This is a genomic window from Pseudomonas sp. NFACC05-1 (assembly GCF_900100135.1).
Taxonomy (GTDB): Bacteria; Pseudomonadota; Gammaproteobacteria; order Pseudomonadales; family Pseudomonadaceae; genus Aquipseudomonas; species Aquipseudomonas fluorescens_Q.
In genome coordinates this window covers 79,000-101,188 of the sequence record NZ_FMTR01000010.1, presented here as the reverse complement: position 1 = coordinate 101,188, position 22,189 = coordinate 79,000, and the positions used below count along the sequence as shown (strand labels likewise).

Sequence of the window (22,189 nt, the reverse complement as noted above, 5' to 3'; positions counted from 1 at the left end):
GCCTGCACGGCCGGATAGCAGGCGTCGGAATTGGATGATGAGTCATCCTTTTCAAATGCATTTATCCGGCACGGTGTGCTCTCTACGAATGGTGAGTGTGAGTGATGATTCTATGATCGGTTCGCGCAGCGAAAGGGCTGGCGCCACATCCGCTCCTACACCTCGGTTTCAGGCACTTGCGCGGTCAGCCGGACGGCATCGTTGAAGGCCTCGAACAGGCGCCGTGACTCCTTGAGCCAGCGCTCCAAAGGTGCTGTATCCAGCTTGCTGTCGAGTTTGTCGATGGGGCCGAGCATTCGCTCATAAACATCCTTGCCACCGATTTCCAGGCTGTCGAGCCGCAGTCCATTGATGGCTGTTTTTTGCGCGCGCATCGCGCTGATATCGGCCTGAATGGCCTCGTCATACATCGAGAACACTTCGCGCAGGCGCCCATCCAGGTGCTGACGTGCATCCCCTTGCAGGTTGATCCGGGAGAAATATTCCAGCAGTGGCACGTCCCGATAAGCCACTTCGGTGCGCAGGGTGGAGCTATACGCGCTGATCCCGGCGACAGCAATTCCCTCCGATTGTAGAATGTCCTGGACCTCATCCATGACGTATTCGATGTCGTCTTCGGATTTGAGGTCAGCCTTGGTCAGAACGATATAGACCGACCGCTGATCGACGCCGATCTGATGGATAAACTCCAGGTCTGAGTCAGGTACTGTGCCGTTGGAGTCGAGGCCGATCAGCCAGACGATCGCGTCGGACTGCTGGGCAAACTGGATGGCGGTGCGTTTGTCTCCCTGGCTGTGTTCGGCCGCCGTCGCCGGCGGGTTATAGCCGGGCGTGTCGATGAAGCAAATGTTGCTGAAGTACTCTGGGTTCATCTGAACACCCACGCACATGAACGGCATCAGGCTCTTCAAGTCGAAACTGAACGAGTTGATGAAGGCATGGGAGATGCTTTTGTAGAAATCCACGTCCAGTTTGATATGACCACCGTTCGCGGAGTATCCGCGAATCATCCGCTCATCTGTCGCCAGCACGTAGCTGGGGATAGCGGTGACTGGCTGCATACCGACCGCCAGGCGCACCTCGGGGTCACGGATGAAACTGTTGATGAACTCGGACTTGCCACTGCTGAAACCACCGACAATGCCGACGATGGTGCGCTCATGAACGTCTGGGAAGCCTACGAGCAAGGCCAGTTCCTGCTGGATCGACTGCAACATCGTGAGGGCTTTGGCTTCGGCGGCCAGGGACGACTCACCGTCTGCGAACACCATGTAATCGTTCGCCAGCAACTCTCTGAAACGGGCCAGTCCAGCACTTTCTCGAGGACGAGCGGCGAGTAGCCGGGAAATGAGCTGAAAGCGCGTCCAGGTATCCCCGTGCCGCTGATTCAATGCCTGAAATTCTTCCGCGAGCTGAGCGTGCTGTTGCTGTTCCTCTTCATGGATCTGTCGCAGTGTTTCGTGCGCCCCGATGCTGGCTTGCAGTTCCTGGCGAGTCTGTTCCAGCGCTTGTTGTTCGCCTTCGAGTGCCTGCCGGGTGCTGGTCAGCTCGGCAGTGGTTCGGGCTTGGCGCTCGGTCAGTTGCCCATGTTCCGCTGTCAGGGTGCCAAGATGCTCCAGGGTGTTTCGGTGCTCTTGGGTCAGTGCCTCGTTCCGCTGATCCGACGCTTTGAGTGCTTCGGTACGGGCTTTCAGTTCAAGGCGTGTTTGCTCGAGGTTGTGTTCGAGGATCTGGCGAGCGTCTTCGATGCTGTTACGTTCCTGCACCAGTTCCGCATGCCGCGTTGACAAGCTGTCGAAGCGCAGCCGCGCCGTCTGCTGAGCCTGTTTATGCTCAGTATTGGCCTGCTCCAGCGACTGCTGCACCTCATGCAAGGCTTGCCGGGTGTCGTTCAGCTCGGCGGCGGTGTTGGCCTGGCGCTCGATCAGTTGTCCATGGTCGGCAGTCAGGGCCTCAAGACGCGCCACGGTACCCTGGTATTCTCGGGTCAACACATCGTGCTGATTATCCGCAGCCAGGAGCGTTTCGACCACGCTGTCACGCAGCCGCTTGCGACGCCGAATGAACAATTGGCCTAATTTATCCAGTTGGGTGGTCAGCTCCGAAGGAAACAATTCAGTCTTCATGCCGCCTCCAGTTCCTTGGCCATGCGTTGCAGGCGGTCCAGGGTAAGCAACGCATTGCCGACCTGTTCTTCCAGCTGTTCGATACGGTCTTGCATGTCCTGGAAGAAGGCTTTGCCATAGGAAGGAGGCAGGTTTTCAGTGACGTCTTTCTTGAAAAAACGTATTTGCTGTTTGGCCTGTCTCTTGAGTTTGTCCAAGAGATGGTTGGCCTCATCGAGAAAGTCTCGCGCTTCGTCATCTCGCAAACACGTACCGCTGCGTTTGAGCTTGCGCAGTTCTTGGCTGTTTAGCTCAAACGCCGGAATCGTGAAATTTGACACCAGACCTTGGCTGGTATGGATGATCAGTGCCGGGTCCATGTCTTCGCCAAGATGCTGCCTGGCTGCTTTGGTCGACTCCCTGACGAGCTTTTCGCGGAACTCGTCAGTCAGTGATTTACTCGAGGCTCTGAGCGTATCTGCCAGGCCTTCGACGAAATCCTCGAGTGCTGTATAGACCTTGCCCCAGAACAGTTTGAATACCGTGTAATAACGAGTTTCAAGACCGCCCCCCCACAACCAATTCGCTGTTTTGGCGGCGAGACTGTCGCGCACCACCTCCCTCTTATCTTCTTTTTCTTCCACCGACGCATCTACCGCCGTCTGCGTGAGGCCATAGGCTTTTTCCAGTTTTTTGAACAGAACCGCTTCCAATTGTTCGCGGAACTCTTCGACGCATTTGTTCAAGACCCCATCGAGCTCATAGGAACCCACTGTCATCAAGCTGGACAGCTTGCGCCGCTGAGCTTTCAGGTCCTCGATATCGGCATTGCGGACTTCCTGATACTTGGCCTGGGTAAAGTTCAGCAAGTCGGCCCGGAACGCTTCCATTGCCGAGGATTTGGCACGAATGAGTTCCGCGCGTCGATCTTCGATAATGCGATCTTTCTGCGCGCGGACGCTGTCTAGCACCGCCCGCAGCGCTTCGGTGTTGGCCAGCAGGTCGAGATTGCCTCGGCAACGTTCGGTATGCTCTGGCGTAAAGAAGTCAGGGTAATTCGCTTGAAGGTTTTCCCACGCCTTTTGCTCGCCGCTGTCCCATTCGCCTTGTTGATCAAAACGTACCGAAAGGCTGTGACACATGCCCGAGGTGTGCAGGACCTTGCCAGCACCGTTATCGATCAGGTTGTCGAAAGTCGCACCGATCTCCGGATGCTGGACCTTCAAGCGTTGCAGGGTATCGACCATGTGCGCGCTGAGCGTCTGAGTGATCTTGTCCAGCGATCCCTGAAGCGTAGGCTGGCGGGTGTCGCTGCCATACAGTTGATTGTCGACCTGGCTGGCGATCAACACCAGTTCCTGGACGCCCTCTTTCTGAGTGATCCGGCTCATCATCTCGATGTCCTGCTCACTGAGAAACTGGCCGGCAGGGCTGACGATAAAGACCACATCGCAGTTCTTGAGCAGGGCGGTCGTGCGCTCCTCGCGAGACTGCACAGGGTCGTTTAATCCCGGGGTGTCGATGATGCGCACGTTACGCAAGGAGTCCAGCGGCAGGAAGATATCTACGCTTTTGGTCAACGGCATGTAGTTGCCTCCGACGCCAACATACTCCAGCAACTTGTCGGCCAATGCCTGAGCATCAGTTGCCTGCAGGCGGCCCAGACTGTCGAGGGATTTGAAATCGACACTGGAGCTGCGAATGCTCTGCCACTGGTCATGGGCGGCCGCCAGCGCATGTTCGCCTTGCAGGGCTCGCCGGGCAGTTTTCTCGACGTCGGCATGGAACTGTTCGTCTTCTACGTGTCCGCCACTGCGCTGACGACGCTGGCTTAGCGTTTCGTAGGCGCGAGACTTTTCTTCGCGAAGTCGTTGCTCGTAACGCAGGGCGTTTTGCTCGATATTTTCCCGGTCAGCCGCGCTGTAGAACTGAACCTCGGCACCAAAGGTGTCGCCATGGGTCAGGGTGGTCAGCGCGGCTGTCATCGGGGTGGCAGCCCTGGGCAGAATCGCATGACCGTCGAAGATCAGGGCGTTGAGCAATGAAGACTTGCCGGCCTTGACTCGACCCACGACGCCGATCTGCAGCAAACGATTCTCTTCGGCCAGTTTGCTGAAGGCCTTATTCAGGTCCTCGGTCCGGTCGATGGCATGCTTGCGTAGCCATTGAGCGATGTCTTTTTCCAGCTCCGGGCTGTACTTTTCCATCCATTGATGGAGGCGTTGGTTCAGATCCAGGACGTGCTGTGCGTTCATTGCTGCGACTCGTAGAGGGCTTGTTTGGCGAGTTGTTGCAGTTGTTCTCTGGCGCGGGTCAGCAGCGCGATCTGATGCTCGGCCGCCTCGGCATCGTGATTGCGGCTGGCGACCAGTTCATCAATGAGCTTCTGCTTTTCACCGATTTCGCGCTCGAACTCCACGCTGACTTGGGTTACCAGCACTTCCATCTGTTCGGCGAGCAAAACGGGCAGACGATCACGCAATTCCCGTTTAACCGAAGGAATGATTTCATTGATCACTTTTTGCCGGAGTTGCTCGCGCTGACGTCCCTCATTGAAGAAGGCCAGAATTTGCGGAAGGAAGATGATGGCCAGCTCGAGCAGCGGATTGACTACCGACGTAGTGACTGCCAGCACGGTGGCCAGGCCTTGATAGCTCACTTTTGGTAGCGGGTTTCCTTCCTTCCAGCCGCTTTCTTTTTTCAGTCTTTCCAGTTCGTGTGTATTGCGCTCGGCCAGCGATTTGCTCCAGTGGCCCAGGGTTTCTCCGGTTTTGTGCAGGGTTCGGTTGATCCTGTCGGTGATCTGACCCAGCCAGTTAGGATCATTGCTGAACTGGCCCATGCTTTTGCCCAGGTCACCCACGGCTTGCGCAAAGTCGGTGACGACGGAGCGGCTGAGAATGTCCATCTGCTCCTTGATGGTACGGGTCATCGAGCTTCGGACCACTTCAGATACGATCCGCGAGAAAGCGTCCTGATTACCCGCCAGGCCGGCACTGACCAATTCCGACTGAGCGTTATCAAGTTCACGGCCGACCGCATTGAGGCAGTTGTCTACGGCACGGTCCAGCTGCTTGTCGCGCAGGTCTTCAAGAATGCCGTCGCGTTTACGCTCGATCTGCCGAATACCATTGGCCAGCTCGCTCAAGGCATGTTGATTTTCGGCCTGGTTTTTTTTCAGTGAGGTCAGCGCAAGGTTGATCTGGCTAAGCAGTGAATGGGTCAGATCTTTCAATCGATCTTCAAACACCTGGCGAACGATTTGTTCGGGTTGAAGGCGTGCAAGCACTTCGCCCAGCTGGACTTCACCGTCGAGCCCCACCTTGACCAGGGGGCGCGTGTCGACAAAGTTGATCCGGATCTGCTCGTCGACCAACTCCGCGACTTCTTGCACTTGCTCGTCCGAGCGCAGGTTGACCTTGTTCAGCAGGAACGTGAAATCACGCCCGTAAGTCTGCAGGTCATCCAGTTGACGCAACATCGACTGAGTGATGTTGCCGTCTTCCACGCTGGTCACCACGATGAAGTGCACGCCACGGGGCAGGTAGTACGCGATCGCTTTGTTGTGGTTGGCCAATGAGGAGCCGAACCCGGGCATGTCAACCAGCACCAGTGAGGGCGAGGCTTTGAGTCGCGGGTTATCCAGATACAACTGAAGGTGAGTGAACTCGTTGGCGCGTGTCTTGATACCGGCAAGAGCGCTGACGTCCAGGCGTTCACTACTGCCATCCAGGCGAATGGCCAGGAGATGCGGGTCATTGCTGTATCGCAACTCAGTGGCTAACTCGGTTTCGGGAGTCAGGCCAATACCTAGGACGTTTTCGCCAAGGAAAGCATTCAGCAAGCTGCTCTTGCCGGCGCTGAACGCACCAATGACGGGGACGAGCAATTCGGTATGTTCGATATCGTTCTGCAGCCGAGTCACCTCATCGGGCTGGATCGAGGTTTCTACAATGAGCGGCAGAATGGATTTCAGATAGTTGAGATAAGTGCTTTGGGTTTTCAACATGATCAGTACGAATCCTTACGTATATCAAAAACGTTTATAGGCATCGTTGTGGGGAGGGGCTCCAGTCGTTTCACAACTTGAGCTCCCTCCATTCATAGCCGTTGTATTTCTCCCAGACTGCGCCGTTCTCAAAGTGCAGGTACACCCGCCACTCATCCGGATTGACTTGGATTTCTCCACCAATACGGGCGCAGTTACCGAACTCTGAGCGTAGAAAGCTCTCTAGTTGCTGAAAAAACGCATCGGGCAACCTAGAACTGCCGGAGACATAGCAAGACGATCCATTGGCGAAAAGGCTGCAGGGTTGAACACTTGACCATAGCGTTGCTGGTGCCTGGTCCGGATGTTTCTTGCTCCAGTCCAGAGCGAACCTGTGAAGCAGGACATGCCAGTTTCCGTCGGCGTACTCACCCTCAATCCCCCACATGTCGATGGCCAAAAACAGAGTGGGTTTCTTCGAACGTTTCTGCGACGGACAGAAGGACTCATGCATGGGGATATCTCTCGCTGGTTAGATGTAAAACAAGACGAGTCAATGTCGAACATGCACACGACAAATTGTGTCGCACATGACATCTGGATCGTATAAGCAGCGGCGTGGAGGCACTCACCGCGACGTCAGCCGGGTTGCGGACAGTCGTTCAGCGGCAAGGCCGAGGGATACAAGAAGAGCGATGAGACGGGGATAAGTCAGGAGGGCCACAGACATTCGCAACTTCCTTGTGCGTGTAGGCGTGAGTGCCTGAGATCAGATCTACTGCACGATATCGGCATGGGGCAGACAAGCTTTAATTTGGACTTGTCAAGTCGTTCATGGAGATCTCTTCGAAGCGATATTAGCGAGATTGTGGCATTTTGCTACCGTTGTTGGCGATGCGCCAGCTCAAATGCTGACTCGCTGCAAACGCAAGGACGCCTTTATCAACGTGACTTGGGGATTTCTGGTCCTGAACAATTGGACGGCGAGAGACGCACCCGCACGCTTGATGTTGGCGCCGCAAGGCGTGAGTAAGACGAGCGCGCTGTCCCTGGCATGGGCGGCGTGTGGTAAGCCATTACCCACACAGGCCGGTGCACTGTTGTCTCGTCGTATCGATGGGTACTTCAACGCTGTTCGTGGATTACAAAATTCACAAGTCACAGGCTTGGAGTACATTTTTCAGAATGGATCTGTGTGAGGTGCTATGGAGCTTGATGGGGCTTAAGGTTTTGTATTTACTGGGTTTCAGGCACAAAAAAGGCGTTCGTGGGCGTCTTTCGATGTGCTACTAGCTCTGACCCTGAGTTGAAGGCCGTCGCCGTCAGTGAGAACGAAGTCTTTTCCTGTTGCCTTGACTGCCTTGAGTTGGCGGTCTGATAGGCGGGCTGCATTAGTAGGCATGAGAGCTACCTTTGACACCGTTTTGGTATCCCAAAAATAGCACCAGTGGGCTCGGGATACCAAAACGCCTGGAACTCAAAAAGCTTCTGTGGAAGCCAATAGCCCTGAAACCCCGTATTTACTGAATTCCAGGCACAAAAAAAGACGTCCGCGGACGTCTTTAGATGATGAAGTGGTGGGCCGGGGTAATTTGAATTGATCGGGTATCTAGCTGATTTTTCTGGGTAAATTCAGTTGGATTGTTTTTGTTGGAATACTTTATGGAATACCTTTGCTCAAGGGGACATCTGTGTAACCAATGATGACTCGAATGGCATTCCCTGTGAAAAACTAGTGTTGTGTCTCCGTAGACTGAAGTAGGTCTGCGCAACGGCACTTGGGTAACAGAGCGTAAATGGCACTGTTGCCGACGTTCGGCTTTGTTCGCTCACGGCCAGAAGCCGCCGCTCGGAACTGGAGTCTTTAGACCCTTTACGTCATTGAATACCGGCAAAAATCGGCAGAAAACCGCTGTCCAATGGCGCCTATCAAGCAGTCTGTAGTCATCTTCCCTACTGCTATCGATTATGGTCATAGAAGCGTCTACGAACTTCAAGGCGACGCAGTCTTCTCCTTCACGTCATAGCTTTTTTTCTTCGCAAAGACGCCACCAACGACTGTCGGCTCTATAAATAAAATCTTTCTCTTGCTAGCTCCAGGGCCGTAGGGCTGCATTCGAAAATGCCCCTTCCTCCAATGTGTACGCTTTTCCTTTACATTTTTCGCATGATTAAATCCTGCGTCAGACTCATAAACGACATTATCCACTGGACTAATAACAACTCTGTCATAGGTTTTGCGAAGCTTGTCTTCAAATTTACGAATCTTGCCTATACCCTTCAGCGAAGTTATTTTTTTTCTAAGCTCCTTGCGTTCATTGAAGGCGGTGTCGCGGTACTGCTTGCAGTTAATGAATAATAGAACCTTGGCCATGTGATTTAATGTTTCGGACAAATAATTCATATCGCCTGTAAAGTCATCATCTTGGCCGTACTTTTCCTCGACTCGACTTAGCTCCTGTTTTATTGTTTGCATCCCGTCCTGTATGTAAAATCCTTGCACTCGAAGTGCGTCATCTTCCACGTGCGCTTTACCCAATGGCGAGCCGGTAAACATCAGATCCAGAATCCGTAGCGGCTTGTTTACATCCACAGTTGGGCTGTCATTATAACGCTTCATCTCCATTGAGCCCGGATTGATCTGGGTCTCAGTTATATATACGCCTTCTAGTATATGCTCATGTGTAAGTTCGTTATAGACTTTGAGTGAAGAGCTTCGACTTTCCGTGAATTCGATATAGCAAGTTTTAAACGGTGGGCGGAGATAATCGACTGGGATGTCATCGCCAATCTCTGTTTGCTCCAAAATCTCATCAAGGAAATTTGATGTCGTCAAGATGTTTCCATCCTGGCGTCTGAATTTATAAGAGTGGAGCGTTGTACTAAGCGCAATTCCAGCCATGTGGTCCGTTAAGTTCTCAGACCGATGCAAAGAAAAAATATCAGGTCGCTGCCTCATAATCATATGTGTTAAGTAGTCTATTGAGCAAGTTTCAATATCCAGCCCGGCGAAGACTTCGTCGTACACTTGATCTCTAGCCTGCGTGCACATCTCAGTATATTTAGAACAGGTAATTCTCACTGGGTGTGGCAATTTGTACGTAATGTCCATATCCTATAACCTGCCAGTAAATACAATTTTTGGGAAGCTGAGGCTAACGCATACAAAGATTGATATCAATAAGGCATCATTGCTTACTACCCGGTGAGTTCCATTTACTGCTGTCCCACAGGTCTCTAGCTTCCGAAGAGGAGACATATATTCTGTGATGGGTGTCCGGTTCGCGACCGTTGCTCTGATTGACCACCCTTGTTTCTACACACGTGGAGGACTTGTCATGAACATCGTCGCTACCTGCAGCCGTCAGCCCTAGAACAAAGGAAAACAAGTTGGGCAGAAAGCCCCACTCCGACTGAGAGATATCTGGGCCATCCGAGTAGGGCTTTAAATTGCGGAAAGAACTCGTGACCTGGCTCTCTTCGATCTGGCCATAGACAGCAAGCTTCGAGCCTGCGACTTACCCAAACTCCGCGTGCGCGATGTCGCCCATGGCGAGCACATATCGTCACGAGCCATGGTGATGCAGCAGAAAACGCAGCGGCCAGTGCAGTTTGAGATCACTGAGCAAACACACTCCGCAAACATGGTTTGGATACATCAAGCCCGGTTACGCAGCGAGGACTGCCTTTTCCTAGCCGGTTGCATACCTCAACCATCTATCCACTCGTCAATACGCACGTATCGTTAAAGGCTGGATGAAAGCAGTTGACCTTGATCCAGCCATGTATGGCACTCATACAATGAGACGTACGAAGGCATCACTCATCTATCGCAAGACGAAGAACCTACGGGCGGTTCAGCTGCTGCTCGGCCATACGAAATTGGGGAGCACTGTTCGATATCTGGGGATTGAGGTCGATGATGCCCTGGAGATGGCGGAACAAACTGAGGTCTGACCATGCATGGCGACGGTTAAAGTCAGGCCGTCGCTAACCGGCCAGAAGTGGACGTCGCGGTACATTAGTACTTATATCCGATCTCCATTGGCTATGGGCTTAGAAAAATCGGGTCAATAACAGGGCCTGCGAAAATTGCCGATATGGCAGTCACAGCGCCCCATAGGAGCGAGTCCCAATATTTTACGAGAGCAACCAGGAGCGCCCCGGCCGCGGGCAATAGCGCCAGTAACTGCAATAGCTGAAAGGTATGCCGTAAAGTACTCCCCTGCTTTTCGACTTGCTCAATTGTAATTCTGAGCAGGCCCTGAAGCTTGGGGGGATAGGTTTTGATTTTGTCTTTGAAGTCGTCGAAAACAACATTGAAGCTGTGCAACAAGCGGTCCGTCTGAAGCATTTGATTGTGCAAGATCGCGAGTAAGACTAGCGAAACAACAATCAAGCCAAGTACCAGAACGAACCCTTCAAAAGCAGAAGTACTGTTGTTCAGGACAACCCATCCAGCAAAAGAAACAGGGAGCGCAAGCATTTTGCCAGCAATGTCACCCAACACGCCGCTGAGCTTGGTCCCATAGTCGATTTCCGCCTGTGCCAATTCGCGCCGAGCCTTCTCGAATGAAAAGCTGTAGACGTAAGTTTGTAAATTGGCGCGGTATGTAGTGAGGACCTCTTTCCATTCGCGAACCACGACGAGGAAGTGATTTGGCTCGCTTTCAAACCTCTCAATTACACTAGCAATAGCCATCCGAATCATCAGTTTGCGTTCTGAGAGATGAGCCTTGTTCTCGTTTTTGCGATTGAGAATCTCCTCAAGCAAACTCATATGCTTGAGCTCATGGCCAAGAACATGTTCATCAACTTGCGTCGGCAGCAGGAATGTCCTAGGCGGTTTTGCGCCGTCGGGAGGCAACGCGAAGAATAAATTATAAGTATCTGGACTGCTGTCCTTGTCCACCCCGATTGCCAGCAACGCCAGAAGCTCGATTAGCCGACAAACTCGTCTGAGCTCTTTAATTTGTGTTGGTTCGCTTGCATCGAAATCTGCCCAACCCAAGTCAACGACGTACACGTTCTGCGGAAACTGCCCTTTGCCCAGTGACCCGTTACGGGCCAAGTCGCTAACGTTATTGTAAAACCGGCCAGATTCATTCGTAGGTAGGCGGAGCTCGATCTCTACCGCACCACCTTCAACTACTTCATGATGCTGGATTTTGCCGAATTCGGCCTGCAGATCCTTGCATGCCAGCAGCGCGGCAGTGATGTCGGTAGTGAGCAGCCCTTCATAGGAGACCACACCACCTTCGATGGCTGGCGCTCCCATAGCCCGGTACAGGGCCACGACATTGGAAAACATGGCTTACCCAACCCTGGCCTGCAGCTCTTTTTCAATCAAATCGACCAGTTCCTGGTTCATATTTGACAGAGTCAGCTTCTTGCGACCCTCATCGTAATAAACATCGGACGTTGTCTCTTTCCCCAAGGCACCACGTTCGAATTGAAGCGACCAGCTCGCAGCTTCGCCTTTGATCCTAGTCTTCTCCTTCAGCGTTTTGGCATTGACAGTAAAGTCCTCAGGGACTCGATGTTTTTCGTCGTTGAGATAGTCTTTCAGTCCTGCAATTTCATCGACCATATGAGGCGGAACGTGCTGAACTGCCGCATGGCAGATCGCATCTAGCCGAGCAGATTTGCCATCCGCCAGTCGGTCCTGCAAGTACCGGACAACCGCCTCTTTCGCCTTGTAAGCAAAGGGCTTGAGCTCTTTATTGTTCCGGAAGAAACGGCCTACGTAATCAATAGCATTTTTGGTTGCCCGACCGGATGCCACGCCTTTGGCGCACCCCAAAGCGGAGATGAAATAGTCAGATGCCTGGCTGTCCCGACCGCGGCTGATAAAGCACAGATAGGTCGAATCAACCTCTTCTGCGTCCTCAGCATCTACAACTGTATTGCCCGCAGCGGCACATGCGGCGACGGTAGTAACCGACGCGAACTTCACAAAGTTGATCCTGGCTGCCTGCTGAACCGTCTTCAAATCCACTTCCTGAATGGCTTTGGGTACGTAGTTCTCATCGAGCTGGATGCCGCCACGCTGTTTGATGCTGGCGATCAGAAAGAAGTCAGACGCACCGGAGGTGTATTGCGCGCAGAGAATATGACCGCCAGTGGCCAAGGTTTGGTCTCTCGCCTGCTCGACAAGCTGATCCATGGCTAAGTGGGTTAACGCGATAAATTCAGCCTCATCACCACAGACGTCTACGTAAGCGCTAAACCGATCAGGAAACGGACCTTGGCGACCATCGTCAGCAAATTGCCCGTAGACCACACTGTTTCCTTCTTTACCAATCAGACCGTTGATGCCTTCGACCAGAGACTCTAAAGCTGGGTTTTGTGTATCGAGGACAACATCCTTTTTCACCACGTCAGAAACGAGATCTGTATGAACAATCTTTTTGAAACTGTGGATGATGGCGGTTTTCAGCGTGATCACGAGTGACTTCCATTTCAGTAATGTCAATGTGAGATTACGAGAGTCAGAGTTGACCTGCAAATGGCCATTGGTCTGCTACCCGAATTCCCTGTCGGTCAATAGAGCCAAATGAAGATAATCGACACAAGTGCTGTACATAAAACCAGCACTCCTGTCGAACTCGCTATGCTTGCATGATATTGACTGCTGATGGCAAATCTCGCCCCTTGTCAACAGACTGCTACTGGTCGATTGCTGCTTGTCGCAGAAAGGCAGTATCCACCCCATGGCGACGTTGATCGATTGAACAATGGCATCGATGGCGGAACGTTGAACGTCAGGGGGCCTGAAACTTGGATCGAGAGCTATTCGCTATAGATAGATAGCTCTAGACCATGGAGGCATTTGTATCGAAAGCCGCTAGCGAGCATTTCGCGCTACGCCTGCTAGCGGAATTCGCGCTATGGGCTATCGTTTGTGCCAGCATATTGGAATCACGATCGGAAGCGCAGGTGATTTCGAGCCAATAAGGATGGGCTGCGGTGTTTTCAAAAGCTGATGGCTCGGTACAGCCGCTGCTTAATCATCTCTTGGGCGAGCAGCTACAAACGGAAGGTTTACGACATGTCTAGATGTACAGCACCGGTACATGGTCATCGTTCGGCAAGCGCAAGAGCGGCGTGTCCCGCATGTGGTAGCGGATATAGCGGGTACGGATCGCGATCGTATTCATCCTCGTCCTACGCACCATCCTATTCGTCCCCGTCTCATGGCGGGGGTGGTCGCAGTAGCGGCGGTTCATCCAGCAGCGCAAAGCCGCGCTGGTCGAAACCCGGATCCTCTGTGGCCTACACCTCCGCCGAGGTACGAACGCTCACACCGGTACGCGAAAATGTCGAGAGGCGTGCGACAGTACCTGATCTACGTGACGTCTTTCTTTGTCACGCCTGGGACGACCGGAAAGGATCCGCGAAGGAGCTGCATGATGTACTCGAATCGCTCGGTGTTTCCGTTTGGTTCAGCGAGAAAGATGTCCTTCTAGGCTCTTCGTTACTGCGTGAAATTGATAAGGGATTGGCGAAGTCTCGAGTAGGAATTGTGCTGGTCACCCCTGCTTTGCTGCGCCGCTTAGCAGCCGAAGGCATCGCCGACAAAGAGCTTTCCGCGCTCCTCGCAAGGGATCTGCTGGTTCCCATCATTCACGACACAACATACGAATCGCTGCGCGAAGTCAGTCCTCTACTCGGTTCGAGAAGCGGCCTGAGCACTGCCGAAGATACGTTTGCAGATATCGCGGCCAAGCTTTCCGAGTTGGTCGCCCCGTAGCTCCACTGTCCATGCGTACGGCTTTACTTACAGACCCGTTATCAATCGAAGGAGTTGAACACATGAGTATTAAACCCGGCCCCAAACCGATCGCTGAATCCACCGGCAAAAAGGACCAGCGCCGTCGTGTTACTGAAGAAAACAAACCCAAACATCCTGATCTGGAAGTACATAAACACAAAAAAGGTGACTGACCTTAAATGCAGTGAAAGGGGGCGAGTCACGCAGGTTAGGCCGCTTCTGGCCGACTTCGGCCGGTCGAGAACTGCTATTGCGAGAAATCATAAGGGCCGCCGGCGGCCACTCTAACCTTTGCCCATCCGTGGCCCCTGCAGAGGGTGCCACGCCTGACTTCCGTCCTTTAACCTGGTCAGTCCCTGTTTGATGTTGCCCGCCGTTTCACCACACGTGTCCATATATCGCTGAAGAAGCCGCAAAAAAACCACCTATCGAATGACAGGTGGTTTTGATGGTTCCAGTAATCGCTGAGGAAAACTATAAGAAAACTTTCATCGCCCCGATCAAGATGCCGACCGTGACTGCGAGCATGGAAGCCATGCGAATGGATAACTTAAGATCAGATTTAGCGATCTCTGCAGTCAGCCGATGATTAGTATTCGCGATCTCAGCAGTCGCCTTGCCAATTTCAGCAGCGAGGCTTGCGAGATCACTTTTCGTCGCGAGTAATGTGAGCATGTCAGATTCCAATGCTTGGATAACGGCTTCAGCTTTGAGCTCAGGCACGTCGATTGCGCGCAGTGCCTGATACATCGCCAGTTCCATTTTCATTAAGGCCTCCTAAAACAAAAAAAGGCCTTCCCCACGACGGGAAAGGCCCGTCGTGGGTGGGAAAGTCATGCCTCCATCGACATCAAGTCGACTGTCCGCGCTGCCGGAAGCTATGCGGTCATATGAAGGATCCTGCGGAGAACCGCAGCGCCGTCTTGAAGATCCTGGCGGCTAGTGCTGAGCGAATCAGCGAGATGCATATCAAAAATGCCCCTGAGGCCGTTTGCTGTCAATCAGGAAACCGGTTAACGAGTGTTTCCTAATGTTGTGTGAGGCTTCTCGCTGCCTGGCGTCACCACCTTCAGATTCGGGTTGTTGAGGGACGAGTCGCTTATCAAGCCATAGTGCTTTTTCAAGAGATAGCCGTGTAAAAAACGTGTTCTGCGTGCACTGCTGAGCTCGCATTTCCAGATGCAACGACCGTTCGCTTGTATGCGGTGCAGCTTCATTTTTCCAAAGCGATTTTGAACCCATTCCCAGTCAGGCTGCCCCTGTCTTTTCGAGATGGAGGCGGGATGAGGGAATGCTTTCGCGTAGCGTTGGAATATTCCAGGAGTGACTAAGAAGAGAGTGTCTTCGACGGAGTGCACCAGCGCTTGGTCTTCATTCATGATGATCTCGTGAGTGCGTACGCCTTCGATCAGCCACTCCATGAAGTGTTCGCCGCTTGGCTTCGCATGCTTGTCTGACTCGGACGGTTCTTCTGCTGAGAGGGCTGATTCGGTGAAAGGTACGGAGTCGGAATCTTCAGGCCACTTGGGAGGCTCGCCGATTCGATTCGTTAATGAGTCGAAATAGTCGGTTGATGGTGTATCTGGCAGTGATGGATCTGATTGTGTGGCGATGGTCGCTGGCTTATGGCTCTCAGCTGCCGTGGCGGTCTGTGCAGGGGCTTTGGTTACTAAAGCTTGTTCGGCTTGAATAATGATCGCGCCGAGTGCGCCGGTATGTTCGCTATGTCCAGACCAGCGGGCCATGAGCGAGGCCCACAGTTCAGGGAAAGCGGAAAGCCAGTCCAAGATTTCGCTGCTTAATAGCTGGTGGATCATCAGGCTGGATGCGGGGCCGCGCAGTCGATAATCGAGGTCTTTTCGGTATCGTACTCGGTAAGGTCGAGTCAGCGGTCCGTGCCATGGGTGCCAGGCGCAGCCATCCAAATATTCGACGTGGAGATCAATCGCAATCTTGCCAAGGTTTTCACTCAGAATGGCGTATGCCAGTGCGGCATTCCACGCTTCCGTTTGGATGATCTGAACTTCTGGTGGAGCTCCTGGGGGCAGTAATCGTGATCGGCGAATTTTTAGAGCGTACGTAACTACTTCCAGGCCATGGTCCAGCATCCCACCGGAGTAAGCGTGGGGCTGACTTTCGGATGCAGGGAAAAGTTGAACCAGCTCGGCGTATCGTCTAATTGGGTCGAGATAAAGTTCATCGAATTGAGGGCGGGACATGGCGGTGCACTGCCAGATCTGCCTCAGCAACTTTTGTCTGCGGGGAGCGGCCAAGAGTGATTCCGCAGATTGGGGAGTGGTTAGGCCGGCGGGTGATGTTGGGCTAGCTGCAGCCCTAGGGTCGAGTGCACGCCGAAGCTTGCGATGGAACAGTGAGAACATAATTGCTCCTGTCGAGAGGGAAGGGAGGTATTCGCTTGGCGACGACATGAAGCAGCACTTATGAATATGGATGAGTGCTTGGCTTCGAAGCGCCGATACAGACTTGTCAGTGGGCAAAGCGTGAGGCGGGCGAGCCGGATTAGTTGGCATTCCCTACGGGCAGCGGGCGGCTTCTGCGACGCCCTCAGTTATCCAAGCTTGCAGGGTCGTTCAGGTGACCGAAGCCGGGAATGCTCGCCGAGCAGGCATTCGATGCCTCGTGTCCATAGGACACGCAACCGGCAAGCGTAGAAAGATTAAATGCGTCACTACGCATATCCGTATTGGCTGGAAATACGCTTGGTCAAGTCGAGGCGCCAACGAGGCGCGGAGTGGGGGACGCACTCTTACGGCTCATTGACGTCGAAAGCCTTGAGCTATCGTCCGAGGTAGGTCGCAGTAATTTGTGTTCTCTCATGCCCGAGTTCACGGCTGATAATTTGTCGAGCAATACGGTCTTGAGAACGCTGCGCTGGGGTCAATTCCTTGGAAAAGATTCCTCCTGCCGCCGGAGCCTTCCACCCTGTCAAAGCTAAGTAACGGATTTGTGCATAATGATGACGTAGCCCATGCATGTGGCTCAGGCCTGCTGCCTTGCACTGACCATCGTAGGTGTTTCTCTGCTGGATATACGTTTTCTGAGCCGGGATTAGTGATCCGGCTCCCGCTAGCTGATGTGCCGCATTCAGCACCTCGCGCTGTAGCGAAGTAGTGATCGGCACAGAACGATCACGCCCACCCTTCGTCCATGAGCCCTTGAGGAGAATGTGATCTCCTTGATCCGCATACTTGGGCTGAAACTTGATCGCTTCCTCACGGCGTAGTCCAAACGCCGACTGAAGCTGGAGGCTCATGTGCACATGGGCATCGGTGATCTTGCCAAGGTCTGTTCCCAGTTCCTGGGCTTTGCTGACGTTAGTGACGAAGCGCCGGTCGGCCACACCCAGCTGCGTGTTGTCCGCGGGGAGAATGCCAGCCTTGCCGATTTTTTCAGCCCACCATCGAAGGTGCGCCAGTCGATTTTTGATGGTGCCAGGTGACAGGCCTTCGCCTTGCCAACGATCCAGCAGTGCCAGTACGTGTTTGCCTTTGAGCGAGGGGGCTCTCATCTGTCGGAAACCTGACTCGCGCAGTTGGCGGGCGATCAGCCCCAATGAGCGGATACGGTCGGCCTGGGTGTTGTGACTGCCATCGCGATTGCGCCGGCAAAGTTGCCGCAGGGTGTAGGTCAAATCGTCCATATACCGTTCACGCTCACAGGCTTTGACTGTGTTGTTGTCCTGTCCTGAAAATCATTGGTAAGTGTTGGTGCCAACTCGCTAGGCGAGATCCCCGAAGGGCAGGGGCATGGTGTTCAGGAAACACCAGTGTCTCGACTGAGACGTCCGTCCTGCTTCCTGCTGGAAGATCGGACGGAGATGGAGCGGGATGAGCTGGTTTTTAGTGTTGATGAGTACTCCAAGGAAATGGATGGGATTGTTAAGTGGAAGCAGTCGGCATTGCGCAAAGGACCGCTGCCTAGGACGGTGCAGTAGCGGCATATCACGGAATAAATCCGATAGACAAAGGCGGCTCCGCCCACGGGTATGGGTCGGTATGCTTTTGGAACCTTGCATACCTGGCTAACTCCATCCTGATGGATCAGCGCTTGCAGGAGTTTTGCGCTGTTGGATGACGACTCTCGAACCTGTCGTCTTAGGTTTTTGCTGGGCCAGTGTATGGGGGCATCATCATGTATGCCGCACTCTTTAGGATTCAAGATTTGCCCGTGATGTTGGGGCGGCGGCGGGGCCGTCACTGCGGATTGCAGTGACGGCCCGGTTCATGACTTGCGCGTCCGTGGGCAAAAGCCGTCTGCGGTAGGTGCATATTTATTCATTGCCTGTGGTACTGACGCGGCCTTCGGCCTTGTCGGCTCCCTGCGCAGGCGCGGCATGGTTCCCATGCCATGCCTGCGCAGGGAGCTTGTGGGGAAGGCGGAGCACGGAGCTGCCTTGCCGATCAACGTCGGGAATCGCGCGAGCAAGTCGACGACGTTGATATCCAGGTTGACCGAGAGCTTTCTGTCAAAGGTCTGGGGCGGATGATAACTAGCAGTCACAATGGGATAGTTAGGACCCATAGCGGCCCTTCGAGGACGGTGGCTCACGGCCAAGAGCAGGCGTCCGGCATGAGCAATGGGCAGCATTACACCGGAGGTGCCCGACAGCTATCTACTGGATACACCGTCAGGCAGCTGAAGGATTAAGCATCGCCAAGGCCGAATATCTCAGGCACTCTCTCAAGGAACTCCCGCCGCCACTGGGATCGCTTTCTGCGTAGGGTTTCGGCGCTGTACTGGAAGCCATGCTCTTTCAATAAATCTGCGACATACTCGTCAATATCTGCTCTAGTGCGTCTTCCGTTAGCTTCCAGCAATTTTACATGTTTATGTCGGTACCTATAAACATTTTCAGCAATAAGACCTGCTAGACAAAATAGAAGCGTCTTTTTTGTCCTTATGACCTTCCGGCGCATTCCATGGCTCACTACGAGATCACGAAGACTCACAGGCAGCTTTTCAAGAAACCTTGCGGACTTTACCAGATCAACATTACGTCTTCGCCACGACGAGTCGAGCTTGATGAGCAAAAGCGCAAGTTGCTTTTCGATATCGTTCTCTTCATCATCGAGAGGAACGAGCAGTACAAGAGAGTCCAGCACCCGCTTGCCATATACACGAACATCCGCTCGCTCCGAATCGACAATACTGCGCCGAAGTATCCGAGTCTCTCGATCATCCCCGCTATACATGAGAGTCGATACTCGCAAAAACCAAATCGTCATTTCTTTATGAAATGTATCAGCTGGGATTATTGGCGTTTTTACATATTTAGGCGAGAAATGGGCGTCAGTGACTAGGCCGTAGTAGTTTAGTTGCGTGTATATTCCGAGAGTACTTAAGCTTGTTATCCCCCTTGCATTAATCGCAAGGTCACCCCAAGAGTAGCTTTGGTCAATCTGAAGACAGATACGCTCTGCAGCAGGTAGCAGTTCGGCTACGATCTCATTCCTCTTAATCCGTTGCTTATCCGCCGCTATTCGTTCAGCCTCTTTTTCATAGCGTGCAACTTCAAGTGTTATCTCTTCGTCAGTTACATGCCCCGGACGTCTGGCCAGCTCCATAAAGCATGCTGCTAGCGCAGGCACATAAAACGGGAATTGCTCCTGCTTTCCAAGCGCGCTAATACACCTACGCAACGTTGCCGCTATCGCTCTATGGTCAACTCGAGCTTCAAAGTCTCTCTTGGCCTCTGCCACAAGAGTCCTAGCTATCTGGTAAGGCGCTGCCGTTTCCCGGTGTAACTGGGCCAAGTCTGTGTTCGTGGGCAGGATCGCCCAGCCATCCAAGAGGTGGCCGACTCGCTCTGCCTCAGGCAGCCGACGAGCTTCCTGAAGCGCGTCGAGAATTTGTAGTCCGGCAATTTCCTGATCTCTATCTGATTCGAAGATTTCCGAGCATCCGGCAACTTTCTCCTTGACCGAATTGGCCAAGTCGTCAAGACGCGTTAGCCCATCGCCTTCCCCATGCTGCCAGGTAATCGCAAGCAGCAGTTGAAGTTTTGCGTCCATCAAGCTGATGGCGGCGGATTCGATTTCTGATTCCTTAGCAACTGTCAAGGGTATCTTCTCGATGCTGTGATCGTGGGATTCTAACCCCTATCAGACAAGGGCAATATCCTCATCGGTGGTATCACCAACAACCCAACACATGTAAGGAACTCAATCATGTTGACGAGTCTCACGAAGAAAGTTTCCGGAACTGCTGGCGAAGCGCTTGAAATAGCAGCGCACAAACGACTGCATGACCGCTACGGCAACAAGGGGGTGGTGGAGGCGATCATTGAAGGCGAGCTCCGCGCTGCAGGCGAAACTCTTGAATCCTTCGGTATCTATCTGCGCGTGAAAACAAAAGTCCAAAATGACGAGATCAGCATCGTCAGAGCGGCGAAGGAAGCAGAATCGCTTGCAAAAAACTATTTAGGCGCTACTGGATTCACCGAGGCATAGCCTTACGGCTGAAGCCTGAATACCTGATAGCGATAGTCGCCGTTTTGAGGGCGGCGACTGCCCCTTTCTGGCCGGTTTCGGTCGATTCTGTTGAAAAAGTAGCTCCCCTGTCTGGCCTGCGGCAAAATCTCTGCATTGGCCAGCAGGGAAGCAGGGAAGCAGGCAGCATGATGGGACAGTTATCGAGTGGGCAGGAGCGGCTGTTTTACTCATTCAACCGTGAAGATCACATCCCAGCCAATCACTTTCTGCGCAGTATTGATCAGTGCCTCGATCTGAGCGACTTGCGCCATTACCTCGCCGATTTTTACAGCCCGATTGGGCGTCCTTCGATTGACCCTGAGTTGATGATCCGCATGCTGATCGTGGGCTATTGCTACGGCATTCGTTCAGAGCGTCGGCTGTGCGAAGAAGCCCATTTGAATCTGGCATATCGCTGGTTCTGCCGGTTGAGCCTTGAAGATGAAGTCCCCAATCACTCGACCTTTTCCAAAAATAGACACGGCCGTTTCCGGGACAGCGATCTGTTTCGTTCAATGAAGTGCTGCGTCGCTGCATGGACGCCGGCCTGGTGAAGGGCGAAGGCTTTGCCGTGGACGCCAGCATCATCAAAGCGGATGCCAGCCGGCAGCGCGGTGTACCGGGCGATGAACCGGTCAACTGGAGCGATCCGGCCCTGAGCACCCGCGCCGTGCGTGAGTATCTTGAAGCCCTTGATGAACAGGCTCTGGCCGAAACGCTACCGAAGCGCCTATCGCTGACTGATCCTCAAGCCCGCTGGACCGTAGCTCCAGGTGGTCCAGCGTTCTACGCTTACTCCACGAGTTATCTGATCGATACCGAGCACGGCGTGATCATGGATGTGGAACCCACACCGGCTCATCGAACCGCAGAAGTCGAGAGCACCAAGACGATGATCGAACGGGACGAAGCGCAGTTCGACATCAAGCCGGAACGCCTGATTGGCGACACCGCTTACGGTACCGCGCCAATGCTGGCCTGGATGGTGGAGGAAAAAGACATCGAGCCACATGTGCCGGTGTGGGACAAAACCGAGCGCAAAAACGACAGTTTTTCGAGCAACGATTTCCGCTGGAATGAAGAGACTGAGGAGTACTGCTGCCCGGATGGCAATGCATTACGTAGCGAATGGCGAGCCTTCAAGAACGAGCGTTCGCACGTCACCAAAGCCAACACCATCATCTTCCGATCCAGGCAGACCGACTGCGTTGCCTGTCCGATGAAAGCCAAGTGCTGCCCAAACACTGCGTTCCGCAAGATCGCCCGCAGCGTCCATGAAGCCGCGCGCGATGTGGCGCGGCGAATCGCAACGACACCTGCGTACCTGCGCTCTCGCCACGAACGTAAGAAGGTCGAAATGTTGTTTGCCCACCTTAAGCGCATCCTGAAATTGGATCGCCTGAGACTACGTGGCATGAGTGGCGGGACGGATGAATTCACGCTGGCCGCTACGGTACAGAACCTGCGACGGCTGGCTAAATTTGCCTCTCAAGGTCCACCCGCCACGGGATAGGTGCGCCTGCACTCCGCAAAAAACCTCAAATTAACCCACTAACTGAGCCGCAACGGCCAACGAAGGGCCGAGAAACCACTCAGTGTGGTGATTCGGTTCCTTAGGCGATGGTCGTGCCTGAGTTCAGGCGAGCGGTAAATCCGACTTTTTCAACAGAATCGGCCAAGAGCAGCCACTCACTGGCAGTAGAGTTAGTTTTGGACTTCCCCGTCATCATCAATATCGTGGTCTACTCCGATTATTCCCGATCAACATCGCAGGGGCTGCAGCCTTTGCAGCGCCGGCGGCGCTTGTGTCCGCCTACAATGCAGGATTCGA

General features: G+C 53.4%; 14 protein-coding genes and 2 pseudogenes. 5 read left to right on the top strand and 11 right to left on the bottom strand.

Going from position 1 to position 22,189, the window contains the following annotated elements; all coding sequences use genetic code 11:
• Positions 1-155: 155 nt before the first annotated feature.
• The 5 genes from BLO97_RS16840 to BLO97_RS16820 form a co-directional block, all read right to left on the bottom strand.
• Positions 156-2,126, bottom strand: coding sequence for a dynamin family protein (locus BLO97_RS16840; protein ID WP_092346892.1), 1,971 nt, complete (start codon positions 2,124-2,126; stop codon positions 156-158).
• A complete protein-coding gene (locus BLO97_RS16835; protein WP_092346889.1) occupies positions 2,123-4,360 on the bottom strand; it encodes a dynamin family protein in 2,238 nt (745 codons plus the stop codon). The genes BLO97_RS16840 and BLO97_RS16835 overlap by 4 nt, the downstream gene beginning before the upstream one ends.
• On the bottom strand, positions 4,357-6,114 hold the full coding sequence (locus tag BLO97_RS16830) for a dynamin family protein (RefSeq protein WP_092346886.1): 1,758 nt from the start codon (positions 6,112-6,114) through the stop codon (positions 4,357-4,359). The genes BLO97_RS16835 and BLO97_RS16830 overlap by 4 nt, the downstream gene beginning before the upstream one ends.
• A gap of 70 nt (positions 6,115-6,184) precedes the next feature.
• Positions 6,185-6,607 carry a hypothetical protein gene (locus tag BLO97_RS16825; protein ID WP_092146152.1) on the bottom strand — a complete coding sequence of 141 codons (423 nt, stop codon included), beginning with the start codon at positions 6,605-6,607 and terminating at the stop codon, positions 6,185-6,187.
• A 1,479-nt stretch (positions 6,608-8,086) separates the two neighbouring features.
• Positions 8,087-9,121, bottom strand: a complete 1,035-nt coding sequence (locus BLO97_RS16820; RefSeq protein ID WP_139197695.1) for an AcrVA2 family anti-CRISPR protein — start codon at positions 9,119-9,121, stop codon at positions 8,087-8,089.
• 310 nt (positions 9,122-9,431) lie between these two features.
• Here BLO97_RS16820 and BLO97_RS16815 point away from each other — a divergent pair.
• A pseudogene (locus tag BLO97_RS16815) lies at positions 9,432-10,050 on the top strand (tyrosine-type recombinase/integrase).
• 91 nt (positions 10,051-10,141) lie between these two features.
• Here BLO97_RS16815 and BLO97_RS16810 read toward each other — a convergent pair.
• Together BLO97_RS16810 and BLO97_RS16805 are read right to left on the bottom strand one after the other, a co-directional pair.
• A complete protein-coding gene (locus BLO97_RS16810) occupies positions 10,142-11,404 on the bottom strand; it encodes a hypothetical protein (RefSeq protein WP_092346880.1) in 1,263 nt (420 codons plus the stop codon).
• Between the two features lie 3 nt (positions 11,405-11,407).
• Positions 11,408-12,541: a nucleoid-associated protein gene (locus tag BLO97_RS16805; protein ID WP_092346877.1), complete on the bottom strand. Its 1,134-nt coding sequence runs from the start codon at positions 12,539-12,541 to the stop codon at positions 11,408-11,410.
• Positions 12,542-13,363: 822 nt separating this feature from the next.
• Here BLO97_RS16805 and BLO97_RS16800 point away from each other — a divergent pair.
• Together BLO97_RS16800 and BLO97_RS31970 are read left to right on the top strand one after the other, a co-directional pair.
• Positions 13,364-13,846: a toll/interleukin-1 receptor domain-containing protein gene (locus BLO97_RS16800; protein WP_235972406.1), complete on the top strand. Its 483-nt coding sequence runs from the start codon at positions 13,364-13,366 to the stop codon at positions 13,844-13,846.
• Positions 13,847-13,908: 62 nt separating this feature from the next.
• Positions 13,909-14,040, top strand: a complete 132-nt coding sequence (locus BLO97_RS31970; RefSeq protein ID WP_017337405.1) for a hypothetical protein — start codon at positions 13,909-13,911, stop codon at positions 14,038-14,040.
• 301 nt (positions 14,041-14,341) lie between these two features.
• Here the strand turns inward: BLO97_RS31970 and BLO97_RS16795 are convergent, their stop codons facing one another.
• The 4 genes from BLO97_RS16795 to BLO97_RS16780 form a co-directional block, all read right to left on the bottom strand.
• Positions 14,342-14,635, bottom strand: a complete 294-nt coding sequence (locus BLO97_RS16795; protein ID WP_092346874.1) for a hypothetical protein — start codon at positions 14,633-14,635, stop codon at positions 14,342-14,344.
• A 245-nt stretch (positions 14,636-14,880) separates the two neighbouring features.
• Positions 14,881-16,248 carry a MobH family relaxase gene (gene mobH, locus BLO97_RS16790; protein WP_092346871.1) on the bottom strand — a complete coding sequence of 456 codons (1,368 nt, stop codon included), beginning with the start codon at positions 16,246-16,248 and terminating at the stop codon, positions 14,881-14,883.
• A gap of 416 nt (positions 16,249-16,664) precedes the next feature.
• Positions 16,665-17,528 carry an integrase domain-containing protein gene (locus tag BLO97_RS16785; RefSeq protein ID WP_092346868.1) on the bottom strand — a complete coding sequence of 288 codons (864 nt, stop codon included), beginning with the start codon at positions 17,526-17,528 and terminating at the stop codon, positions 16,665-16,667.
• 1,003 nt (positions 17,529-18,531) lie between these two features.
• Positions 18,532-19,947: a hypothetical protein gene (locus BLO97_RS16780; RefSeq protein ID WP_139197694.1), complete on the bottom strand. Its 1,416-nt coding sequence runs from the start codon at positions 19,945-19,947 to the stop codon at positions 18,532-18,534.
• A 108-nt stretch (positions 19,948-20,055) separates the two neighbouring features.
• On the opposite strand from BLO97_RS16780, the gene BLO97_RS16775 reads away from it, so the two are divergent.
• Complete coding sequence (locus BLO97_RS16775; RefSeq protein ID WP_092346862.1) at positions 20,056-20,337, top strand: hypothetical protein; 282 nt, start codon at positions 20,056-20,058, stop codon at positions 20,335-20,337.
• A 167-nt stretch (positions 20,338-20,504) separates the two neighbouring features.
• Positions 20,505-21,871, top strand: a pseudogene (locus BLO97_RS16770) (transposase).
• Positions 21,872-22,189 lie beyond the last annotated feature (318 nt).